At 60.4% G+C, this 17,397-nt stretch carries 15 protein-coding genes; all 15 read right to left on the bottom strand.

Going from position 1 to position 17,397, the window contains the following annotated elements:
- Positions 1–268: 268 nt before the first annotated feature.
- The 15 genes from JQN68_RS07815 to JQN68_RS07745 all read right to left on the bottom strand — a co-directional run bounded on the left by JQN68_RS07815 (position 269) and on the right by JQN68_RS07745 (position 17,352).
- Positions 269–1,372 carry a glycosyltransferase gene (locus JQN68_RS07815; protein WP_225072296.1) on the bottom strand — a complete coding sequence of 368 codons (1,104 nt, stop codon included), beginning with the start codon at positions 1,370–1,372 and terminating at the stop codon, positions 269–271.
- Between the two features lie 60 nt (positions 1,373–1,432).
- Positions 1,433–2,479, bottom strand: a complete 1,047-nt coding sequence (waaF, locus tag JQN68_RS07810) for a lipopolysaccharide heptosyltransferase II (RefSeq protein ID WP_225072295.1) — start codon at positions 2,477–2,479, stop codon at positions 1,433–1,435.
- Between the two features lie 52 nt (positions 2,480–2,531).
- On the bottom strand, positions 2,532–3,806 hold the full coding sequence (lpxK, locus tag JQN68_RS07805; RefSeq protein ID WP_249621098.1) for a tetraacyldisaccharide 4'-kinase: 1,275 nt from the start codon (positions 3,804–3,806) through the stop codon (positions 2,532–2,534).
- Position 3,807: 1 nt separating this feature from the next.
- The gene (locus tag JQN68_RS07800) at positions 3,808–5,097 is read right to left on the bottom strand and encodes a 3-deoxy-D-manno-octulosonic acid transferase (protein WP_249621097.1); all 1,290 of its coding nucleotides are present in this window, start codon (positions 5,095–5,097) and stop codon (positions 3,808–3,810) included.
- A 115-nt stretch (positions 5,098–5,212) separates the two neighbouring features.
- Positions 5,213–6,952, bottom strand: coding sequence for a lipid A export permease/ATP-binding protein MsbA (gene msbA / locus JQN68_RS07795; RefSeq protein WP_225072292.1), 1,740 nt, complete (start codon positions 6,950–6,952; stop codon positions 5,213–5,215).
- The gene (gene lpxB, locus JQN68_RS07790; protein WP_225072291.1) at positions 6,933–8,120 is read right to left on the bottom strand and encodes a lipid-A-disaccharide synthase; all 1,188 of its coding nucleotides are present in this window, start codon (positions 8,118–8,120) and stop codon (positions 6,933–6,935) included. Before lpxB ends, msbA begins: the two co-directional genes overlap by 20 nt.
- The gene (locus JQN68_RS07785; RefSeq protein ID WP_225072290.1) at positions 8,117–9,217 is read right to left on the bottom strand and encodes a DegT/DnrJ/EryC1/StrS family aminotransferase; all 1,101 of its coding nucleotides are present in this window, start codon (positions 9,215–9,217) and stop codon (positions 8,117–8,119) included. The genes lpxB and JQN68_RS07785 overlap by 4 nt, the downstream gene beginning before the upstream one ends.
- 91 nt (positions 9,218–9,308) lie before the next feature.
- Positions 9,309–10,259: a Gfo/Idh/MocA family protein gene (locus tag JQN68_RS07780; protein WP_225072289.1), complete on the bottom strand. Its 951-nt coding sequence runs from the start codon at positions 10,257–10,259 to the stop codon at positions 9,309–9,311.
- A gap of 10 nt (positions 10,260–10,269) precedes the next feature.
- Positions 10,270–11,040, bottom strand: a complete 771-nt coding sequence (lpxA, locus tag JQN68_RS07775; protein ID WP_225072288.1) for an acyl-ACP--UDP-N-acetylglucosamine O-acyltransferase — start codon at positions 11,038–11,040, stop codon at positions 10,270–10,272.
- A 7-nt stretch (positions 11,041–11,047) separates the two neighbouring features.
- Positions 11,048–11,491, bottom strand: a complete 444-nt coding sequence (gene fabZ / locus JQN68_RS07770; RefSeq protein ID WP_225072287.1) for a 3-hydroxyacyl-ACP dehydratase FabZ — start codon at positions 11,489–11,491, stop codon at positions 11,048–11,050.
- Positions 11,492–11,495: 4 nt separating this feature from the next.
- Entirely contained in the window at positions 11,496–12,527 is a 1,032-nt protein-coding gene (lpxD, locus tag JQN68_RS07765) for a UDP-3-O-(3-hydroxymyristoyl)glucosamine N-acyltransferase (protein ID WP_225072286.1), read from the bottom strand.
- Between the two features lie 8 nt (positions 12,528–12,535).
- A complete protein-coding gene (locus JQN68_RS07760; protein WP_225072285.1) occupies positions 12,536–13,060 on the bottom strand; it encodes an OmpH/Skp family outer membrane protein in 525 nt (174 codons plus the stop codon).
- A 30-nt stretch (positions 13,061–13,090) separates the two neighbouring features.
- On the bottom strand, positions 13,091–15,337 hold the full coding sequence (gene bamA, locus JQN68_RS07755; RefSeq protein ID WP_225072284.1) for an outer membrane protein assembly factor BamA: 2,247 nt from the start codon (positions 15,335–15,337) through the stop codon (positions 13,091–13,093).
- 86 nt (positions 15,338–15,423) lie between these two features.
- The gene (locus JQN68_RS07750) at positions 15,424–16,089 is read right to left on the bottom strand and encodes an ABC transporter ATP-binding protein (protein ID WP_225072283.1); all 666 of its coding nucleotides are present in this window, start codon (positions 16,087–16,089) and stop codon (positions 15,424–15,426) included.
- Positions 16,090–16,098: 9 nt separating this feature from the next.
- Positions 16,099–17,352: a lipoprotein-releasing ABC transporter permease subunit gene (locus JQN68_RS07745; protein WP_225072282.1), complete on the bottom strand. Its 1,254-nt coding sequence runs from the start codon at positions 17,350–17,352 to the stop codon at positions 16,099–16,101.
- Positions 17,353–17,397 lie beyond the last annotated feature (45 nt).

Here is a 17,397-nt window from a genome sequence, read left to right as displayed (position 1 = left end):
CCGGACCTTACCTTTTCCGGCAGTTCACTGTCAATAAATACCCCGAAGCGGTCAGGATGGAATTCGCCAAGGAAAGCGATGTGGTTCGCTGGGGAAAACGGGTCCGAAACCCGGATGCGATGAACCTGATTCGCGTTGCGGATGTGGAGAAGAGGCTTGCCGAAATCCTGGAAAAATAAGTTCCGTAAGGCTCATCCTTGAGAAGGGGGGAAACGGTCCGCTTTCTCCAATAACAGTCGGGTTGAACCGGCCCGAACCTATAAAGGAATCAAAAAGTTTCCGCACTTTCCCCGTTGAGCAGCGATTTCACCTCCGCCACGGTACGACACACATCGAATACCTGCTCCACCCTCCTGCGGCCATTGCGCCCCAACTCGGCCCGTTGCTCGGGAGCCCGGATCAATTCCTGAAGGGCTGCGAAGAAGGCTTCCCTGTCCCCGGCCGGAACCAGCAGACCGCTGACCTGATCTTGAACCACTTCGGGGGTACTGCTGGCGGCGAAGGCCACCACCGGTGTGGAGGCGGCCATGGCCTCGACCAGCACGTACCCGAAACCCTCCCACAGGGAACAGAGCAGGAAGATATCGATGGCTGCCATGAAGGAGCGGATTTCACTTTGGAAACCGAGAAACACGACCTCCCGGTCCAGGCCCAAAGCGTGACAACGGGCCCGGAGGTCGGCTTCCAGGGGCCCCTTGCCGGCGATGAGCAACCGGCACTTGACCCCGGCGTCTTTCAGCAACCGAACGATCTCAAGCAGAAAGGCCTGGTTCTTCTCATAAGAAAGCCTGCCCGCGTGTCCAAGGACTATCTCCCCTTCCCTTCGCTGATAGATCTGCTGCACGGATTCCCGATCAAAGGCCTCCAGATCGATACCGTTGTAGATAACCCGAATCCGGTCCGCGGGAAACAGATCCGGTTTTCGGGCCAGAACGGTGCGCTTGGTTTCCTCCGAGTTGGCGATGACGTCGGTCACCACCCGGCGAAACAGAAACCGGTTCAGCAATGAAGGTTTTATGGGTATGGCACTGCCTCTTCGATAAACGACTTGGGGAACCCCGGCCAGCCAGGCGCCAACTCCGGCCGCCTTTAAATCGGATGGCAGATTGAGAATGACGGTTGTGATCGCTTCGCGCCGGAAATAACGAACCAATCGCCAGAGCAGCAACGGGTTGAGAAAGCTGAATTTGCCGACGGGAAACTCCGCCACGGGCAAACCCTCGCCTCGGGCTCGATCACCCAGTTCACTGCCTGGAAAGGTGGCCACCTGCACGGCGATATGGTCGCCACCCAGCCGGTGGGCGATATCGAAGTGCCATTTTTCCCCGCCGCCCCAGAATTTGGAGCTATTGAAGAAACAGACTTTTTTCACACGGAGCCCCCGCCACAGTCGGGATGGCATGGACCGGTCCGGCCAGGATGTCCGTCAGGGTTATTCAGCAGCATGGCCGCCGGTCTCCTGCAACAATGAACGGGCCGCGTCAATGACCTCCCCGGCGGTCACCGCCTCCATGCATCGATGATCCGTCGGACAGATCCGTTTGAGACAGGGGGCGCATTCGCAATCATGGCGAACGATGCGAAATGCATCGCCATAGGGATGGGTGGTGGTGTGATCCGTCGGTCCAAAAATAGCGACGATGGGAATGCCCAATGCAGCCGCGACATGCATGGGACCGGAATCGTTGGTCACCACCAGGCGGCATCGGGACAGAACCGCCGTCATCTGCCGAAGGGTGGTTTTGCCGATGAGGTTCAGAACCGGCTGCCGCATGGCCTGCTCGATGTCGCGACCGATCTCCTTTTCACCGGGCCCGCCGGTCAGCACGAGATGCAGCCCGAACTCTTCCGCAAGGCGATCGCCCACCTCGGCAAAGCGACCGGGAATCCATCGTTTTGCGGAACCGTAGGCGGCTCCCGGGTTGACGGCCAACCAGGGACCGCCGGGCAGCATTCCTTTGGCCCATTCCGCTTCATTGGCGGTTACCAGCAACCGTTGGCCGCCATCACCGCCCTGGATGCCGAAGGATTGCAACAGGTGCAGATAGTGTTGGGTGTGATGGCGGCGACTGATTTCCTCGGTGAAGGGCAGAGAATGGGTCAGCAATAAACCGCGTCCGTCGGTGCGATAACCGATCCGCTGGGGAATTCTCGCCAGGGTCGCCAGGATGGCGGCTTCGATGGCCTTCTGAAACAGCACGGCCAGATCGAAACGCTCCCGCCGCAGCATGGCGCCGAAGCGCAACAGGCCTTTGACGCCCCGGTGTGGACCGTTTTTGTCGAACACCAGTACCCGGTCGCAATAGGGATGCGGGTCGAACAGGGGCGCCACAACCGGCTTGGCCACCACGACGATCTCGGCCTCGGGAAAGGTGGCCCGCAACGCACCGAGGGCGGGCGTGGTCATGACGACATCGCCCACCCAGTTGGTGGAGCGTACCATAATGCGCTTGATATCCGTGGAATCCAAGGCCTTCATGATTCTTTCCTGTTGCAATGGTTGGATAGCCTGTACCGAGCAGGGTTCCTGACTAATTCTGACTGCTGTCACCTGATGACTGCGGAAGGTCGAGGCTTTGGGCCTCATCCAACAACAGCACCGGAATGCCGTCGGTGATGGAAAAGAGCAGTCGGCAGGGCCGACACACGAGGCCATTTCCATCCGGGTCAAAGTGAAGGGGTCCATGGCACCCTGGACAGGCCAGGATATCCAGCATTTCTTCGATATGTGGCATTTTCTCCTCCTTGCCCGGAACCAAGGCGTCGAGCAGATCTTCCAAGGCTCCGGGTTCCAGCCAGTCGAGTTCCAGGCCGACCTGGTAGCAGGGCAACGGCAGGGGCAGTCCTGCCAGTTTGACGGCATCCTTTTCCGTGGTCAGCAAATATTCGGCCTGCGGCGCGGCGGCACGCAGTCTTTGCAGATCCGTCGCGTTATAGGCGGCATGGTCCGAAAAGGCCAGGGTCGCACTCAACGACAGACCGGCGGCCGTCAGGCCGGCAAAAAAAGCCTCCGGATCGGCGATCCCGGCAAAGGCAATGCCGCGCCTGGTTTTGAGTTCTGCGAGGGAAACGCGGTGGCCGGACAAACTGACCGCCTCCCCTGCGAGTCGATGCCGGCACCGCAGCACCGGCCCGGGCAGGGGGAGCAAGGGCGTGTCCGGTTCGGCCCGAGTGAGAACGAATAGCTGGCCGCGATGCAGGGCCGACGGGCGTTCCCGCAACAGGCCCGCGGGAAGCACCCGGCCGTTGCCGAAGGGACGGCGGGCATCGAGCAATACGATATCGCAATCGCGGGCCACCGCCAAATGCTGAAAGCCGTCATCCAACAGGACGATTTCAGCCTTCAATGTCTCAACGGCGTGCCGCAGGGCGTGAGCCCGGCGTTGGGCCACTAACACCAGCAGGTCCGGGTTGCGACGCGCCAGCAGCATGGGTTCGTCCCCGCAAAGACTCACGTCCAGCACCGGCCCATGGCCGGCGCTGACCACCCGGACCCCCTTGCCCCGGCTGCCGTAACCGCGACTGACCACGGCCACCCGCCGCCCCTGGCGCAGATAATATCGGGCCAGATAATCCACCAGCGGGGTTTTGCCGGTACCGCCGACGCTGAGATTGCCGATGGAAATCACCGGAACCGGTGCCCGGAAGACACGACACCAGCCCCGGCGGTAGGACCAGGCGCGCACCGCCATCAGGCCGCCATATGCGGCACCGAAACAGGATAATCCCGCCAGCAGGATCTTTTCGAAAAAATTACTGGCGCCCTGCGTCGCCAGGCGTCGGTAAAACAGGCCGAGCCGAGCCATTTCAGTGTCCCACAACCTGACGAATGACGGCCAGAGTCCGTTCTGTGGCCCCCGCATGCAACTTCAAAAGCTCCATGCCGGCCCGGCCCATGACCGAGCGCCGTTGTGGATCGTTGAGAAGTTCGGCAACCACTGCGCCCAGGCTTTGTTGGTCGATCTGAATGCCACCACCGCCGGCGGCCAGCAAACGCGCGATTTCGCGGAAATTTTCCATATGGGGACCGAACAGTGCCGGTTTGCCGACCATGGCTGCTTCGAGCACATTGTGTCCCCCGATGGGCACCAGGCTGCCGCCGACGAATACCAGATTCGCCGCCCGGTAGAGCGATACCAGTTCCCCCAAAGTGTCTACCAGCAATATTTGTCCGGGCTGGAGAATATCCGCTTGATCAATCGGATTACTGCGCAGCAGGACTGAAAAACCGCGCTCATGCAAAACCGTTTGCAATGCCGGGCAACGCTCGATATGACGCGGTGCCAGCACCAGGATCAAATCGGATCGCTGGGTGCAAAGGTCGGCATACACCTCCATGAGCAGTTCTTCTTCGCCGGGGTGGGTGCTGCCGGCCACCCAGACCAGGGACTCGGCGGGCAACCGGAACTCCTGTCGAAGGGCTTCCATGTCCATCTCCGCCAGGCCGTCCGCAGGCATGTCGAACTTGAGATTGCCGGTCACCACAACCCGGTCCCCGGGGGCCCCGAGTTGCAGCAGGCGTTGGGCATCCTCCCGGCTTTGCATGCAAAAGTGTGAGAAGTGGCACAGCAGACGACGCAACAGGGGTTTGGCGATTTGGTAGCGAGGCAAGGAACGATCGGAAATGCGACCATTGACCAGCACCATGGGAATGCCGGCGCGGCAGGCCAGACGTGCCAGATTGGGCCAAAGCTCCGTTTCAACAATCAGAATCAATTCCGGTTGCAGGCAGCGCAATACCCTGTGCACCACCCAGGACATGTCAAATGGAAAATACAGGCACAGATCGATTTCCTTGATATCGCAGGCAATACTGTGGCCCGTTTCCGTGGTGTTGGAGAGCACCAGGGCATGCTCCGGAAAAGAATTCCGCAACGCCCTCAACAGAGGCACGGCGGCCTTGGTCTCACCGACGGAGACGGCGTGCAGCCAGATTACCCGACGCCCCTGCAGCACCTTGAGCCGGTCGGCCTGATAGATCCCCAGACGCTCCCGGATACCTTCCCGGCTTTTCAAGCCGAGGGCCCGTTTTATCCCGTACCAGGGGATCAGGCAAAGGGCCGCGACCACCCAGATCAAATCATAAAGAAGAAACACACAGCACCCGTTTGCCTGCTGAGTTGGAAGGATTGATGGACTTCAGGTGCCGACCATCGCCGCCCTCCCCTTGCCGGGGGTTCGGAAACTCATCGGTCTCGACACCTCTATCCACTCAGGAACGTGAAGCAAACTGCATTTCATAAAGTCGGCGATAAACGCCATCCGCGGCCAGCAATTGCTGGTGAGTGCCTTCCTCGCAGATACGGCCTTTTTCCAATACCACGATCTTGTCGGCGTGCATGACCGTCGACAGGCGATGGGCAATGACAATGGTGGTGCGGTTTTTCATCAGGTTGGCCAGGGCCTGCTGCACCACCGCTTCGCTTTCCGTGTCCAGGGCACTGGTCGCCTCATCCAGCAACAGAATGGGAGCATTGCGCAGAATCGCCCGGGCAATGCAAATCCGCTGCCGCTGACCGCCTGACAGACGCACTCCGCGATCGCCGATGTGCTGGTCATAGCCCTCCGGCAACAAACGAATGAATTCATCCGCATAAGCCAGACGTGCGGCTTCTTCGACGGCAGCATCGGAGGCCTCCGCGGATCCATAGCGGATGTTGTCGCGAATGCTGTCATTGAACAGGTAGGTCTCCTGATCGACCAGGGCGATGTTGCGCCGCAGGCTGTCCATGGTTATCATGCGGATGTCCTGCCCGTCGATGAGAATCCGGCCTTGCTGGGGATCATAAAACCGAGTCAGCAAACCCACCACCGTCGATTTGCCGCCACCGCTGGGCCCCACCAAAGCGACCACCTCGCCCCGGTTGATCCGCAGGTTGAAGTCCTGCAACACCGGTTCGTTCTGGTAAGCGAAACCGACATGGTCAAACCGCACTTCGCCGCGAGCCCGCCCGATGGACACGGCGCCAACGGCATCGTTGATATCCGGCACCTCGTCCAACAGCTCGAAAACCCGCTCCGCGCCACCCATGGCCTGCTGAATCTTGTTGTTCACCTTGATCAGGCGTTTTACCGGGGTATACATCATGACCATGGCCGCCAGAAAGGAGGTCAATTCTCCCTGGGTCATGGTTCCGCTGATGATCCTGTGAATACCGTACCACATTACCGCGCCGATGCCGATGGAAGACAACAATTCGATGGTTGGCGAAGTGACGGAATCATATTTCATCACTTTGCGGATAAAGTGATAGAACCGCTTGTTTTCCCTGACGAAGCGGCTCGCTTCATAGTTCTCGCTGCCGAACGCCTTGATCACCTTTATGCCGGCCAGGGCCTCCTGCAGCACTTTCGTCAAATCCCCCAGCGCTCCCTGGCCGCGGCGCATGTTCTGTTTGATCTTGCGGCCCAAAAAAACCATGGGGATGACGGTCAGGGGGAGGACCAGAAAGGCCAGGGTCGCCAACCGCCAATCGGTGTAAAAAGCCAAGGTCGTCAGCCCGACCAGAGTCAGGCTTTCCCGGGTGCCGTCAACCAGAACGTCCGCCGAGGCACTCTGGAGGGTGCCCACATCGTTCAGGATCCGGGACATCACGTTGCCGGTGGAACTGCGGGAATAATACCCCATGGACAGCGACAGGGAATGGCCGTACAGATCCTTGCGAATATCCTGCACCACCATCTGCCCCGCGGTTTTGATGAAGTATTCCTGCACGAAGCGGCCGAGCCCTTTGACAAAGGCAATCCCGACAATGAACACCGGCACCAGGTTGACCAGGTCCCGAGCCTTGCCGCTGAGCACCTCGTCCACCAGCGGCTTGACCAGCCTGGCCATGGTGACATCCGCACCGGACACCAGCAATGATGCCGCCACCGCCACCAGGATCCGCCCGACATAGGGGCGGGAGTAACGGAACAGACGATGATACAGGCTACGGATGGACTGTTCCACAGTTCTTGACCCTTCTTTTACTCAACTCCGACACCATGGCCGCAACCCGACCCGAGCAACCGCCCTCGCCCATCTGCTCGCGCACCTCTGCGAGGCCTTGACGGATGGATCGTTGGTACGCGTCGTCCCTGAGGATGGCGGCGATTTCCGCGGCGATATTCGCCGGGGTGGCCTGCTCCTGGATGAACTCCCGCACCACCTCCCGGCCGGCGACGATGTTGGCCAGACCGATATGGGGCACGCGGATCAGCCGCCGGCCGATGGCATAGCTCAATGGCGCCAGCTTGTAAACGATGGCCATGGGCGTGCCGGAGAGAGCAATCTGCAGGGTGACCGTGCCGGATACGGTCATAATGGCATCACAGGCGCGGATCACGTCATGGATGTTTTCTTCCATCAACCTGACGGGCAGTTCCGTCGCCGCCAGGCGTCGTTCAATTTCGCCGCGCAGGGAATCGGCCGCCACCGGCAACAGAAACCGGGCATTGGGGAACTGACGTTTCAGTTCCAGGGCGCTCTGCAGCAGAGTGTCGAAAATATATTTCAGTTCGTTGCGGCGACTGCCCGGGAACAGTCCGATGACCGGCCCGACCGGGTCCATGTCCCAGGATCGCAGCAGGGCATCCCGATCCCGGCCGGCCTCGAATTCGTCCAGCAGGGGATGGCCGACATAGTCCACCTCGATATCCTGCCCGCGATAGAGCTCCGGCTCGAAGGGAAAGATGGCCGCCAGCCGATCCACCACCCGGGCGATGCGTTTGACCCGGCCGCGACGCCAGGCCCAGACCTGGGGGCTGACGTAATACAACACCGGCACGCCGGCCTTTTTGGCGCGCGCCGCCAATTGCAGATTGAATTCGGCGAAATCGATCAAAACCAGGACGTCCGGGCGCTCCGGGCCCTTCAAAACACGCGTCAGGCGGCGCAGGGCCCGCCAGATGACCGGCAGATGTCCCACCACCTCCACCAGGCCCATGACCGCCAATTCCTCGCCGGAAATCAGAATCTCGCAGCCCGCTTCGGCCATGCGCGGTCCCCCGACGCCGAAAAAAGCCAGCTCGGGATCCTGCTCACGGGCGGCGTGAATGAGATTGGCTCCGTGCAAATCCCCGGAGGCCTCACCGGTGACGATCAGCGCGCGCCGGGCGGGCGCCGGGTTGCCGCTCATCGTGCCGCCGCGTCGGCAATGGTCCGGCACACCAGGCGGATCTGTTCCGCCGTCAGTTCCGGATACATGGGCAGGGACAGCACTTCCGCCGCCGCCTGTTCGGCGACGGGCAAGGACAGTCCGGCGCAATCCGCGGCAAACACCTCCTGCCGGTGCAGAGGTACGGGATAGTAGATGGCCGAAGCGATGCCGGCGGCACTCAAAGTCTTTTGCAGATCCGCCCGCCGGGGGGCGCGAAGGGTGTATTGATGGAAGACATGACAACCCTTGCCGTCCTCCACCGGGGTGAGCACCGGCGCAGCCTGCAGCAGTTCCGAATACAAGGCGGCGTTACGGCGGCGGGCACGGTTGTAATCGTCGATATGTTTGAGCTTGACCCGCAGTATGGCGGCCTGCATATCGTCCAGACGACTGTTGTAGCCGATGGCCGCATGATAATAACGCTCCCGGCTGCCATGATTGCGCAACATGCGGATTTCCGCCGCCAGATGATCGTCATTGGTGACGATCATGCCGCCGTCGCCATAGCAACCGAGGTTTTTGCTCGGAAAAAAGGAAAAACAGCCGGCATCGCCCCAGGCACCGGTCATGCGACCCTGGTAGACGGCACCGAAGGATTGGGCGCAATCTTCGATCAGCCGCAGACCGTGCCGGTCGCAGATCTGTTTGAGGGGCGCCAGATCGGCGGGCTGCCCGAACAGGTGCACCGGCAAAACCGCGCGGGTACGCGGCCCGACGGCCGCCGCCACGGCATCAACGCAGATATTGAAGGTCTGCGGATCGATGTCGACGAACACCGCCTTGGCCCCGACATAGGCAATCGCCTCCGCCGTGGCAATGAAGGTAAAGGGGGTGGTGATCACCTCGTCGCCGGGCCCGATACCGGCGGCGCGCAAGGCCAGGTGCAAAGCGTCGGTGCCGGAAGCCACGCCGATGGCATGGCGCACTCCGCAATAGGCGGCAATTTCCTGTTCCAAGGCCTCGCCCTGGGGTCCGAGGACAAACTGGCTGCCCTCCAGAACGCTGTCCAGCTGCCGGCGGATTTCCTCCTTCAACGACTGGTACTGGCCACGCAAATCGACCATCGGAATATTCATGATTATCTCTTATCTCCTTGCATCCCAAAAGCAAAGCGAGGACTGCGCAACGCGGACCTCGCCCCATGCCATCCGATTCAACATCGTGCAATCAGCCGGGCCACACTCCACCCAGACGCCGACTGATCTCCAAGGCCACTTCCAGGGCCCGTCGACCGGCTTCGCCGCCCACCACCGGGGGCTGACCATGTCGCACCGCATCGACAAAGGATTCGATTTCGTCACGCAAGACATCGCGCTCCTCGAAATGCCGTTCCTGCATGGTGATACCGGGCAACCCGGGTACCGGCATGCCTTCGCCTTCCTGGCGGCAGACGCTGATGCGGCGTTTCTGGTAATCGATGGAGAAATAGGCGTCGGACTGGAACACCCGTATCTTGCGCATGGCCTCGCGGCTGACCCGACTGGCGGTGACATTGGCCACGCAGCCGTTGACGAACTCCAGGCGGGCATTGGCGATATCCACCTCGCTGGACAGAATCGGCACCCCTACCGCCTGAATTCCCACCAGTTCCGACTGCACCATGTGCAGAATGATGTCGATATCGTGAATCATCAGATCGAGGACCACGTTGACATCCGTGCCCCGGCCGCGAAAGGGCGTCAGGCGATGGGACTCGATGAAACGCGGCTCCTTGAGAACACCCTCCAGGGCGACCACCGCCGGATTGAAGCGTTCCAGGTGACCCACCTGCAGAATGCACTTTTGTTCCCGCGCCAGTTCAATGAGTTCGGTGGCTTCGGCCACCGTTTCGGTGATGGGCTTTTCAACCAACACATGCTTGCCCGCCGCCAGACAGCGCCGGGCGACTTCATGATGAAATCGGGTCGGCACCACCACCGAAACCATATCGACCTGCTCCAACAGCGCCGTCAGCTCGGTGCAGACCGGACAACCCAACTCACTGGCGACCTCGGCCGCCCGCCGGGCATCCGCATCCAAAACACCGACCAGTTCCACACCCTCCAGGGCCGCGAATTTCTGGGCATGAAAACGACCCAGATAGCCGACCCCGACCACGGCCGCCCGCAATCCAGACATGCTCTCCCTCCTAGCGGGCCACGCCCCGTTCGCTGGCCCGGACAAAGTCGGTAAACACCTTAATTTCAGGCGAATCGGGCAATTCCGCGGCGATGCGATCCAAGGCCAGTTCCTGTCGCAGTCCCGATCGAAACAGCAGCCGATAGGCCTGCTTGATGTCCCGCACCAACTCGTCACTGAACTGGCGACGTTTGAGACCAATCTGATTGATGCCGACGGTTTTGGCCCGATCACCCTGGGCGATGGTGTAGGGCGGAATGTCCTGGGCCACCATGGAGCCGCCGCTGATCATAACGTGACAGCCGATGCGGGTGAACTGGTGCACGGCGGACAGCCCCCCCAGAATGGCATGATCGTCCACCCGAACATGGCCGCCCAAGGTAGCGCAATTGGCCATGACCACCCGGTTGCCGACCATGCAGTCATGGCCGACGTGGCAATAAGCCATGAACAGGTTGTCGTCGCCGATAACGGTTTCGCCGCCGCCCCCCTCGGTGCCCCGGTGCAGGGTGACGAATTCACGGATGCGATTGCGATGGCCGATACGCAGCCAGGATTTTTCCCCGTGAAACTTGAGATCCTGGGGATCGGCACCCACCGAGGCGAATTGAAAAATGCGATTGTCCTCGCCGATTTCCGTCCAGCCCTCGATGACGGAGTGCGGCCCGATCCAGGTACCGCGCCCGATGCGCACGTTGGCGCCGATGACGGCAAACGGGCCGATTTCCACTCCTGCTGCAATCTGCGCGTCCTCATGTACTATGGCGGTAGGGTGTATCATGAGTACCTCAGTCTTTGCCGGCAGGCGCAAAAACCGCCTTGAGTTCGGCTTCCGCTACCAGCACGCCATCCACAAAGGCTTTGCCTTCGAAGCAATGCAACCCGCGCCGACAGTTGACCATTTCCAGTTCCAGTCGCAAAACATCGCCGGGCATGACCGGACGGCGAAACCGGGCTTTGTCAATGCCGGTGAAGTAGGGCACCTGATCGTTGCCGTTTTCTGCCGCCAGGGAGGCCACCACGCCGCCCACCTGCGCCATGGCTTCGATGATCAGCACCCCCGGCATGATGGGATGGCCGGGATAATGGCCCTGGAAAAAGGGTTCATTGATGGTCACATTCTTGATCCCGACAGCCCTTTTGCCCGGCTCGAGATCGACGATGCGATCCACCAGCAAAAAGGGATAACGGTGAGGCAGCAGCTTCATGATGGCGAGCGTATCGAGGTTCATGCCCTTACTTTTCCTCCAATTTATTTTCCAACTCCGCCAACTGCCGCTTCAGACGGCTGATGTCGCGGCGCATGTCCGGCAGTTGGGCGAAACTCGCGGAAGCTTTCAGCCAGTCCTTGTGGGCGATGGCCGGTGTTCCGGATACCACCTGCCTGCCGGGCAGAGAATTTATCACCCCGCTCTGGGCGCCGACCATGGTGTGATCGCCGATCTTGATATGGCCGACCACCCCCACCTGACCGCCGAGGGTGCAATGGTTGCCGATGCGGGTGCTGCCGGAAATACCCACCTGCGCCACCACAATGGTATCCTCACCGATCACCACGTTGTGCGCCACCTGCGCCAGGTTGTCGATCTTGCTGCCGCGACCGATGCGGGTTTCGCCCAGAGCGGCCCGATCGATGCAGGTATTGGCGCCGATTTCCACATCGTCCTCGATGACCACGATGCCGACCTGGGGGATCTTGTAATAGGCCCCACCGTCCGGAGCAAACCCGAACCCGTCGGAACCGATGACGGCGCCGGGTTGCAGAATCACCCGATCCCCCAAACGGCACTGCTCCCGCACGATGGCGCCGGCATGCAGGGTGCAATCCGTGCCGACCACCACATCCTCGTACAGCACCACTCCCGGATAAAGAATGCTGCCGCGGCCGACCACGGCGCCGCGACCGACCACGCAACCGGGATGGAGGGTGACCTCCGGGCCGATGTGCGCCTCGGGATCCACCAGCGCCCCGGGCAGGATGCCGCGCGGTTCCGGACGCCGTACGTGCAATGCGGTGAGAATCTTGGCAAAGGCCAAATAGGGATTGTCGCAAAGCAGCAGGGGCACGCCGGGACTTTCGGTACCCGGCTTGGCAATCACCGCCGCCGCCTGTGTGTCCTGCAACCGGGCCAGGTATTTGGGATTGGCGATGAAGGTGATGTCGCCACCTCGGGCGGCGTCGATGGACGCCACCCGATGGATTTCCACCTCGCCATTTCCCGCTACCCGACCGCCGACCAGTTCAGCCAGTTCCGTCAGGGTCGCCATGCCGCCCCCTATTTCCCGTTGGCCTTTTTGGGCAGTTTGTCGTAGGCCTGAATGACCTGGTTGGTCAGATCGATACCGTTGCTGGCATAAAGCAGGGAGTTTTTCTCCACGATAACCGTGTAGCCGCCCTTGTCGCCGATTTCCTTGACGATCTTGCTGAGCCCTTCGAGGATATGCCGGGTGGCCTTGGCATCCTCCTGCTGCAGTTCTTCCTGGGCATCCTTGGCAAACAGCTGGAAGGCGCGCACCTTTTGCTGGTATTCCCGCTCCTTGGCGGCACGCGCGTCGGCGGACAATACCATTTTCTGCTTTTCGAAGTCGTCGTTGAGCTTCTTCAGTTCCGCCTGGCGACTTTCCATGGTTTTCTGGAAATTATCGACCTTGCGCTTGATGCGATCCTTGGCGGCCTTGCCTTCCTGGGTCGAGTTCAGCGCTTGCTGCAAATCAATCACGCCGATCTTGACGTCCGCCGCCATCGCGGGAGCGGTTGCCAATACCAGCATCGTCAGCATAATTCCAAGCATTTTTTTCATGTCAGACTCCTGTCAAGTGAGAGTGGGTGGTTAAAACATCCTGCCAACGGTGAAATCGAACACCGAACTTTCTTCCCAGGGTTTGGGATCGAGATTGTAGCCCCATTCGAAACGCAGCGGACCCATGGGGCTGTTCCAGCGCACCCCGGCACCGACGCTGTAGCGCAGATCGGAGAACATGGACTGCTCCTTGTCCCAGGCATTGCCGATATCGAAAAACACCACCCCTTTGAGCTTCATGTCCCGGATCAGGGGAAAGGTCAATTCGACGTTGGCAAAGGCGGTCTTGTTGCCGCCGTAATAATCTCCGGTATCCGGGTCGCGGGGACCGAGTTCGCGGGTTTTGAAGCCGCGCATGCTGTTGATGCCGCCCAGGTAAAAGCGTTCGTCCAGGGGAATGCGGCGGTCATCCAGATCCTGGATATAGCCGAACCGGCCATGCACGCTGAACACGAATTCGCGGGGCAGGGGATAGAAGTAGCGGTGGTCGAAGATGTATTTGACGAATTTGGCGTCCCCGCCGAGGCCGGCATACTCCACGGACAATTCGGAAATGTGCCCGCGGCTGGGGTCGGGACGGAAGTCGGTGGTGTTGAGAGTCAGGGACGCCGTAACGGAGGAGATGGTACTTTCCCCTGCTTCCTCCTTGATCTGGTTGGAAGCGTCTTCGGCGACATCGTAGATATCCTTCTTCTCATATCGGTAGACAAAGAAGGAGCGCAGATCATCGGTAATGGGCAGACCGAGCTTGATGTTGCCGCCGGTGGCCTCCCGGGTGAAGTCGGTCCATTCCCGTTCCGTCTTGTACACATCGAACCCCAGGGCCAGATCCCGGTCCAGGAAATAGGGGTCCAGCAAACCTACCCGGTAGGTGCTGCTCTTGCCCCCCAGGGAGGCCGCCAGGTCCAGTTTCAGGGCCTTGCCCATGAAATTTTCCTGGGATACGGAACCCTGCAGCAGCAAACCGTCCGCCGAAGAGAAGCCCGCCCCGACACTGAAACTGCCCGTTGGGCGTTCCTTGACATCGATTTCAACGTCCATCAGGTGCTCTTCGGCGCCGCGGCTGGTGGTCAGGTTCACCTCGTCGAAAAAGCCCAGATTGTTGATGCGGCGGCGGCTTTCCTTGATGCCCGTGGCACTGTAGAGGTCGCCCTCGCCGAGTTGCACATGCCGGCGGATGATCTTGTCACGGGTACGGGTGTTTCCGGCAATGCCGATGCGGCCGATGCGAACCCGGCTGCCCTGTTCGATCTCGAAGGTGATATCGACCTTTCGCTGTTGCTCATCCACCTCGGTCAGGGGGGTGACGTTGACGAAGGCATAACCCTGATCGGCATAGAAGTCATTCATTACCAGCAGGTTTTCGCGCAGGGCCAGACGGCTGAACACATCCCCCGGACGCATGCGAACCTTGGCCAACAGTTCCTCGCGACCGATCAGCAGATCACCCTGGACATCCAAGGCGCCGATGAAAAACTGCGGGCCTTCCTCGATTTCAAACAGCAACTCGACGGATTTCTTGTCATCCTTGACGATGACCTGAGGCTGTCTGACGCGGGCCTGGATATAGCCCTTGTTGAAATACTTGTCGGTCAGCAGATCCACGTCCACCTGCGCCATTTCCTCCCGATAGGCGCCGCGCTTGGTCAAAAAGGACAGGAACCATTTTTTCTTGGTCAGCATGGCCTTTTTCAGTTCCCGATCCTTGAAAACCGTATTTCCCTCGAACCGGATATCCGTGACGTAAACCGGCGAACCTTCGGTGATGGTGAAGGTGACGGTCGCCTCCCGCTTGTCGTCGATCTCAACCTTGGTCGCAACTTCCGTCGCATAATAACCGGCCTCCACATAGGCCTTTTTGATGGCCTGGACGCCGTCGCGAAGAAATTGCGGCTGGTAGAAATCGGTGCCCTTGGCCTTGACCAATTCGCCCAGTTTTTCGTTCTTCAGCTCCTTGTTGCCGGAGAAATTGACCTGCCGGAGCAGGGGCCGCTCTTCGACCTGATAAACCAGCCATTGCTGTCCGTCGCGTTCCTGGAGCAGAGCCTTGACGTCGGCGAAGCGACCGGTCTTGAAGATGGCCTGAATGTCCCGATCGATATCCTCGATGGTCAATTCACTACCGGCAGCGGCCGTCAGAATCGCTTCGATATAGGCCCGCTCCACCCGGCGATTGCCTTCAACGACAACCCTGTCCACCTTGTAGGTTTGCGCATATCCGGTGCAGGGCAACATCAGCAGTACCAGGCACAGCAGGCTTACCAGTTTTTTCGGCATAATTCCGAGTCTCCGCCAAGGCTTTGAAAATGCGTCATTATAGAGTAAAGAAAATGCAGGTGTAAACCCATATCTGGACTAATTTTCTATCCCGCAATCCGGCCGTCGGCCATACGAACGACACGGTCCATGCGTCCGGCCAGGGTCGCATCGTGGGTCACGATCAGCAAGGTCAGACCGCGCGCCTCGTGCAGGGTCTGCAGCAGACGATAGATTTCGTCGGAGGTGGCACTGTCGAGATTGCCGGTCGGTTCGTCGGCCAACAGAATCCGCGGTTGCATGACCAAAGCCCGGGCGATGGCCACCCGCTGCTGCTCGCCGCCGGAAAGCTCCCCCGGCTTGTGGGTCAGTCGGTGTTCGAGGCCGACCTCGGCCAGCAGTTCGCGGGCCCCCTGCTCGGCACGGGCCCGCGGCCAACGGCCGATGAGAGCCGGCAGCATGACGTTCTCCAGGGCCGTGAATTCCGGCAGCAGTTGATGGAATTGAAAGACGAAGCCGATGGTGCGGTTGCGGAAGGCGTCCAGCAGACCGCCTTTGAGATCAAAGATCTCCTGGCCTTCGAAATGGACACTGCCTGAACTGGGCCGATCCAGACCGCCGAGAATGTGCATCAGGGTCGTCTTGCCGGCACCGGAAGCCCCGACCACGGCCACCCGCTCCCCGGCCTCGACGGTCAGATCCACCGCTGTCAGCACATCCACCCGGCGGTTGCCGCTGATAAAACTCTTGTGCAGGTTTCTGACCTCGATCAACGCCGCCCCCTATTCATAACGCAAGGCTTCGCCCGGTTCCATCTGAGCGGCGCGCCAGGCAGGATAGACCGTGGCCAGCAGGCAGATGGTCATGGCCACCAGCGCCACGGCCAGCACGTCGTCGGTATGGACCACCGAAGGAAACTGCTGCATGCCGTAAACGGCCTGATCGAAAATTTTCAGACCCAATATTCTTTCCAGCCCCTTGATGATGGGGTCGGCGTGCTTGGCCAAGGTTACCCCGAGGGCGGTGCCGAGACTGGTGCCCAGGGTACCGATGATCAGCCCCTGCAGAATGAAAATCTGCATAATGCTGCGCGGATTGGCGCCCATGGAACGTAGAATGGCGATGTCCTTGTGCTTTTCCATGACCACCATAATCAGGGTGATGGCGATGTTGAAGGCCGCCACCAAAACGATGATGCCCAGAACGATGAACAGGCCGAGCTTTTCCAGTTTCAGGGCGGACAGAAAGGAGCCGAACAGATCTTCCCAGGAACGGGCCAGGTAGGGATAGGGGAAGGTCTGCTGCAGGCGTGCGGCGACGCCGGCGGCCTGATCGAAGGAGGCGAGTTCCACCTCGACCCCGCTGGCCTGGCCGTCCGCGTCGAGGAGATTCTGCGCCTGCTCCAGGGCCACATAGGCGAAATAGGTATCCAGAAAGCCGCCCCGATGCCGGAAAATACCCACCACCCGAAAGGACTTCATCTTGGGAATGAGACCGAAGGGCGTCACGGTGAATTTGGGCGGAATGACATTGAGGGTGTCACCCACCTCGATGCCGAGACTGATGGCCGTATCCAGGCCGATGACGATGCCCGGCGGACCTTCGCCGGCCTCGAACAGGGCCTGCTCCAGATTCACATCGGCCCAGGTCCGGGTCGGCTGGGCCAGGACCTTGTTACCCCGCTCCACCCCCTTGACATTGACCGCCGCCACATTCTGCCTGGACAACAGCATGGCTTCCCGGGAGACGAAGGGCGTCACCGCCGTGGCCTCCGGCACCGCCTCCGCGACCCGGGACACGACCTCGCGGAAGTTCTCGATATTGCCACCCTGCTGCTGAACCAGGACGTGGGGCACGTTGCCCAGAATCTGCTGACGCACCCCGTCATGGAAACCGGTCATGACCGCCAACACGACAATCAGCGCCGCCACCCCGAGGGTGACGCCGGCGATGGAAATGAAGGAGATGACGGAAATGAAGGTCTGCTTGCGCTTGGCCCGCAAATATCGCAGACTGACAAACCACTCGTAGCCCATGAGACTCCATTGCGCAGGGCATGGGGGCGCGCCCCCGCCTTCCCT

The sequence above is a fragment of the Desulfuromonas sp. CSMB_57 genome (assembly GCF_020194955.2).
GTDB lineage: Bacteria > Desulfobacterota > Desulfuromonadia > Desulfuromonadales > Syntrophotaleaceae > JAFCIY02.
This window is presented reverse-complemented; position numbering and strand designations above follow the sequence as displayed.

Excerpts from the sequence above, each read along its gene's own strand:
- JQN68_RS07785 (WP_225072290.1), bottom strand. The coding sequence starts at position 9,217 with ATGAATATTCCGATGGTCGATTTGCGTGGCCAGTACCAGTCGTTGAAG.
- JQN68_RS07780 (WP_225072289.1), bottom strand. The coding sequence starts at position 10,259 with ATGTCTGGATTGCGGGCGGCCGTGGTCGGGGTCGGCTATCTGGGTCGT.
- waaF (WP_225072295.1), bottom strand. The coding sequence starts at position 2,479 with ATGAAGGCCTTGGATTCCACGGATATCAAGCGCATTATGGTACGCTCC.
- fabZ (WP_225072287.1), bottom strand. The coding sequence starts at position 11,491 with ATGAACCTCGATACGCTCGCCATCATGAAGCTGCTGCCTCACCGTTAT.
- lpxA (WP_225072288.1), bottom strand. The coding sequence starts at position 11,040 with ATGATACACCCTACCGCCATAGTACATGAGGACGCGCAGATTGCAGCA.
- lpxK (WP_249621098.1), bottom strand. The coding sequence starts at position 3,806 with ATGGCTCGGCTCGGCCTGTTTTACCGACGCCTGGCGACGCAGGGCGCC.
- JQN68_RS07760 (WP_225072285.1), bottom strand. The coding sequence starts at position 13,060 with ATGAAAAAAATGCTTGGAATTATGCTGACGATGCTGGTATTGGCAACC.
- lpxD (WP_225072286.1), bottom strand. The coding sequence starts at position 12,527 with ATGGCGACCCTGACGGAACTGGCTGAACTGGTCGGCGGTCGGGTAGCG.
- JQN68_RS07745 (WP_225072282.1), bottom strand. The coding sequence starts at position 17,352 with ATGGGCTACGAGTGGTTTGTCAGTCTGCGATATTTGCGGGCCAAGCGC.
- bamA (WP_225072284.1), bottom strand. The coding sequence starts at position 15,337 with ATGCCGAAAAAACTGGTAAGCCTGCTGTGCCTGGTACTGCTGATGTTG.
- lpxB (WP_225072291.1), bottom strand. The coding sequence starts at position 8,120 with ATGAGCGGCAACCCGGCGCCCGCCCGGCGCGCGCTGATCGTCACCGGT.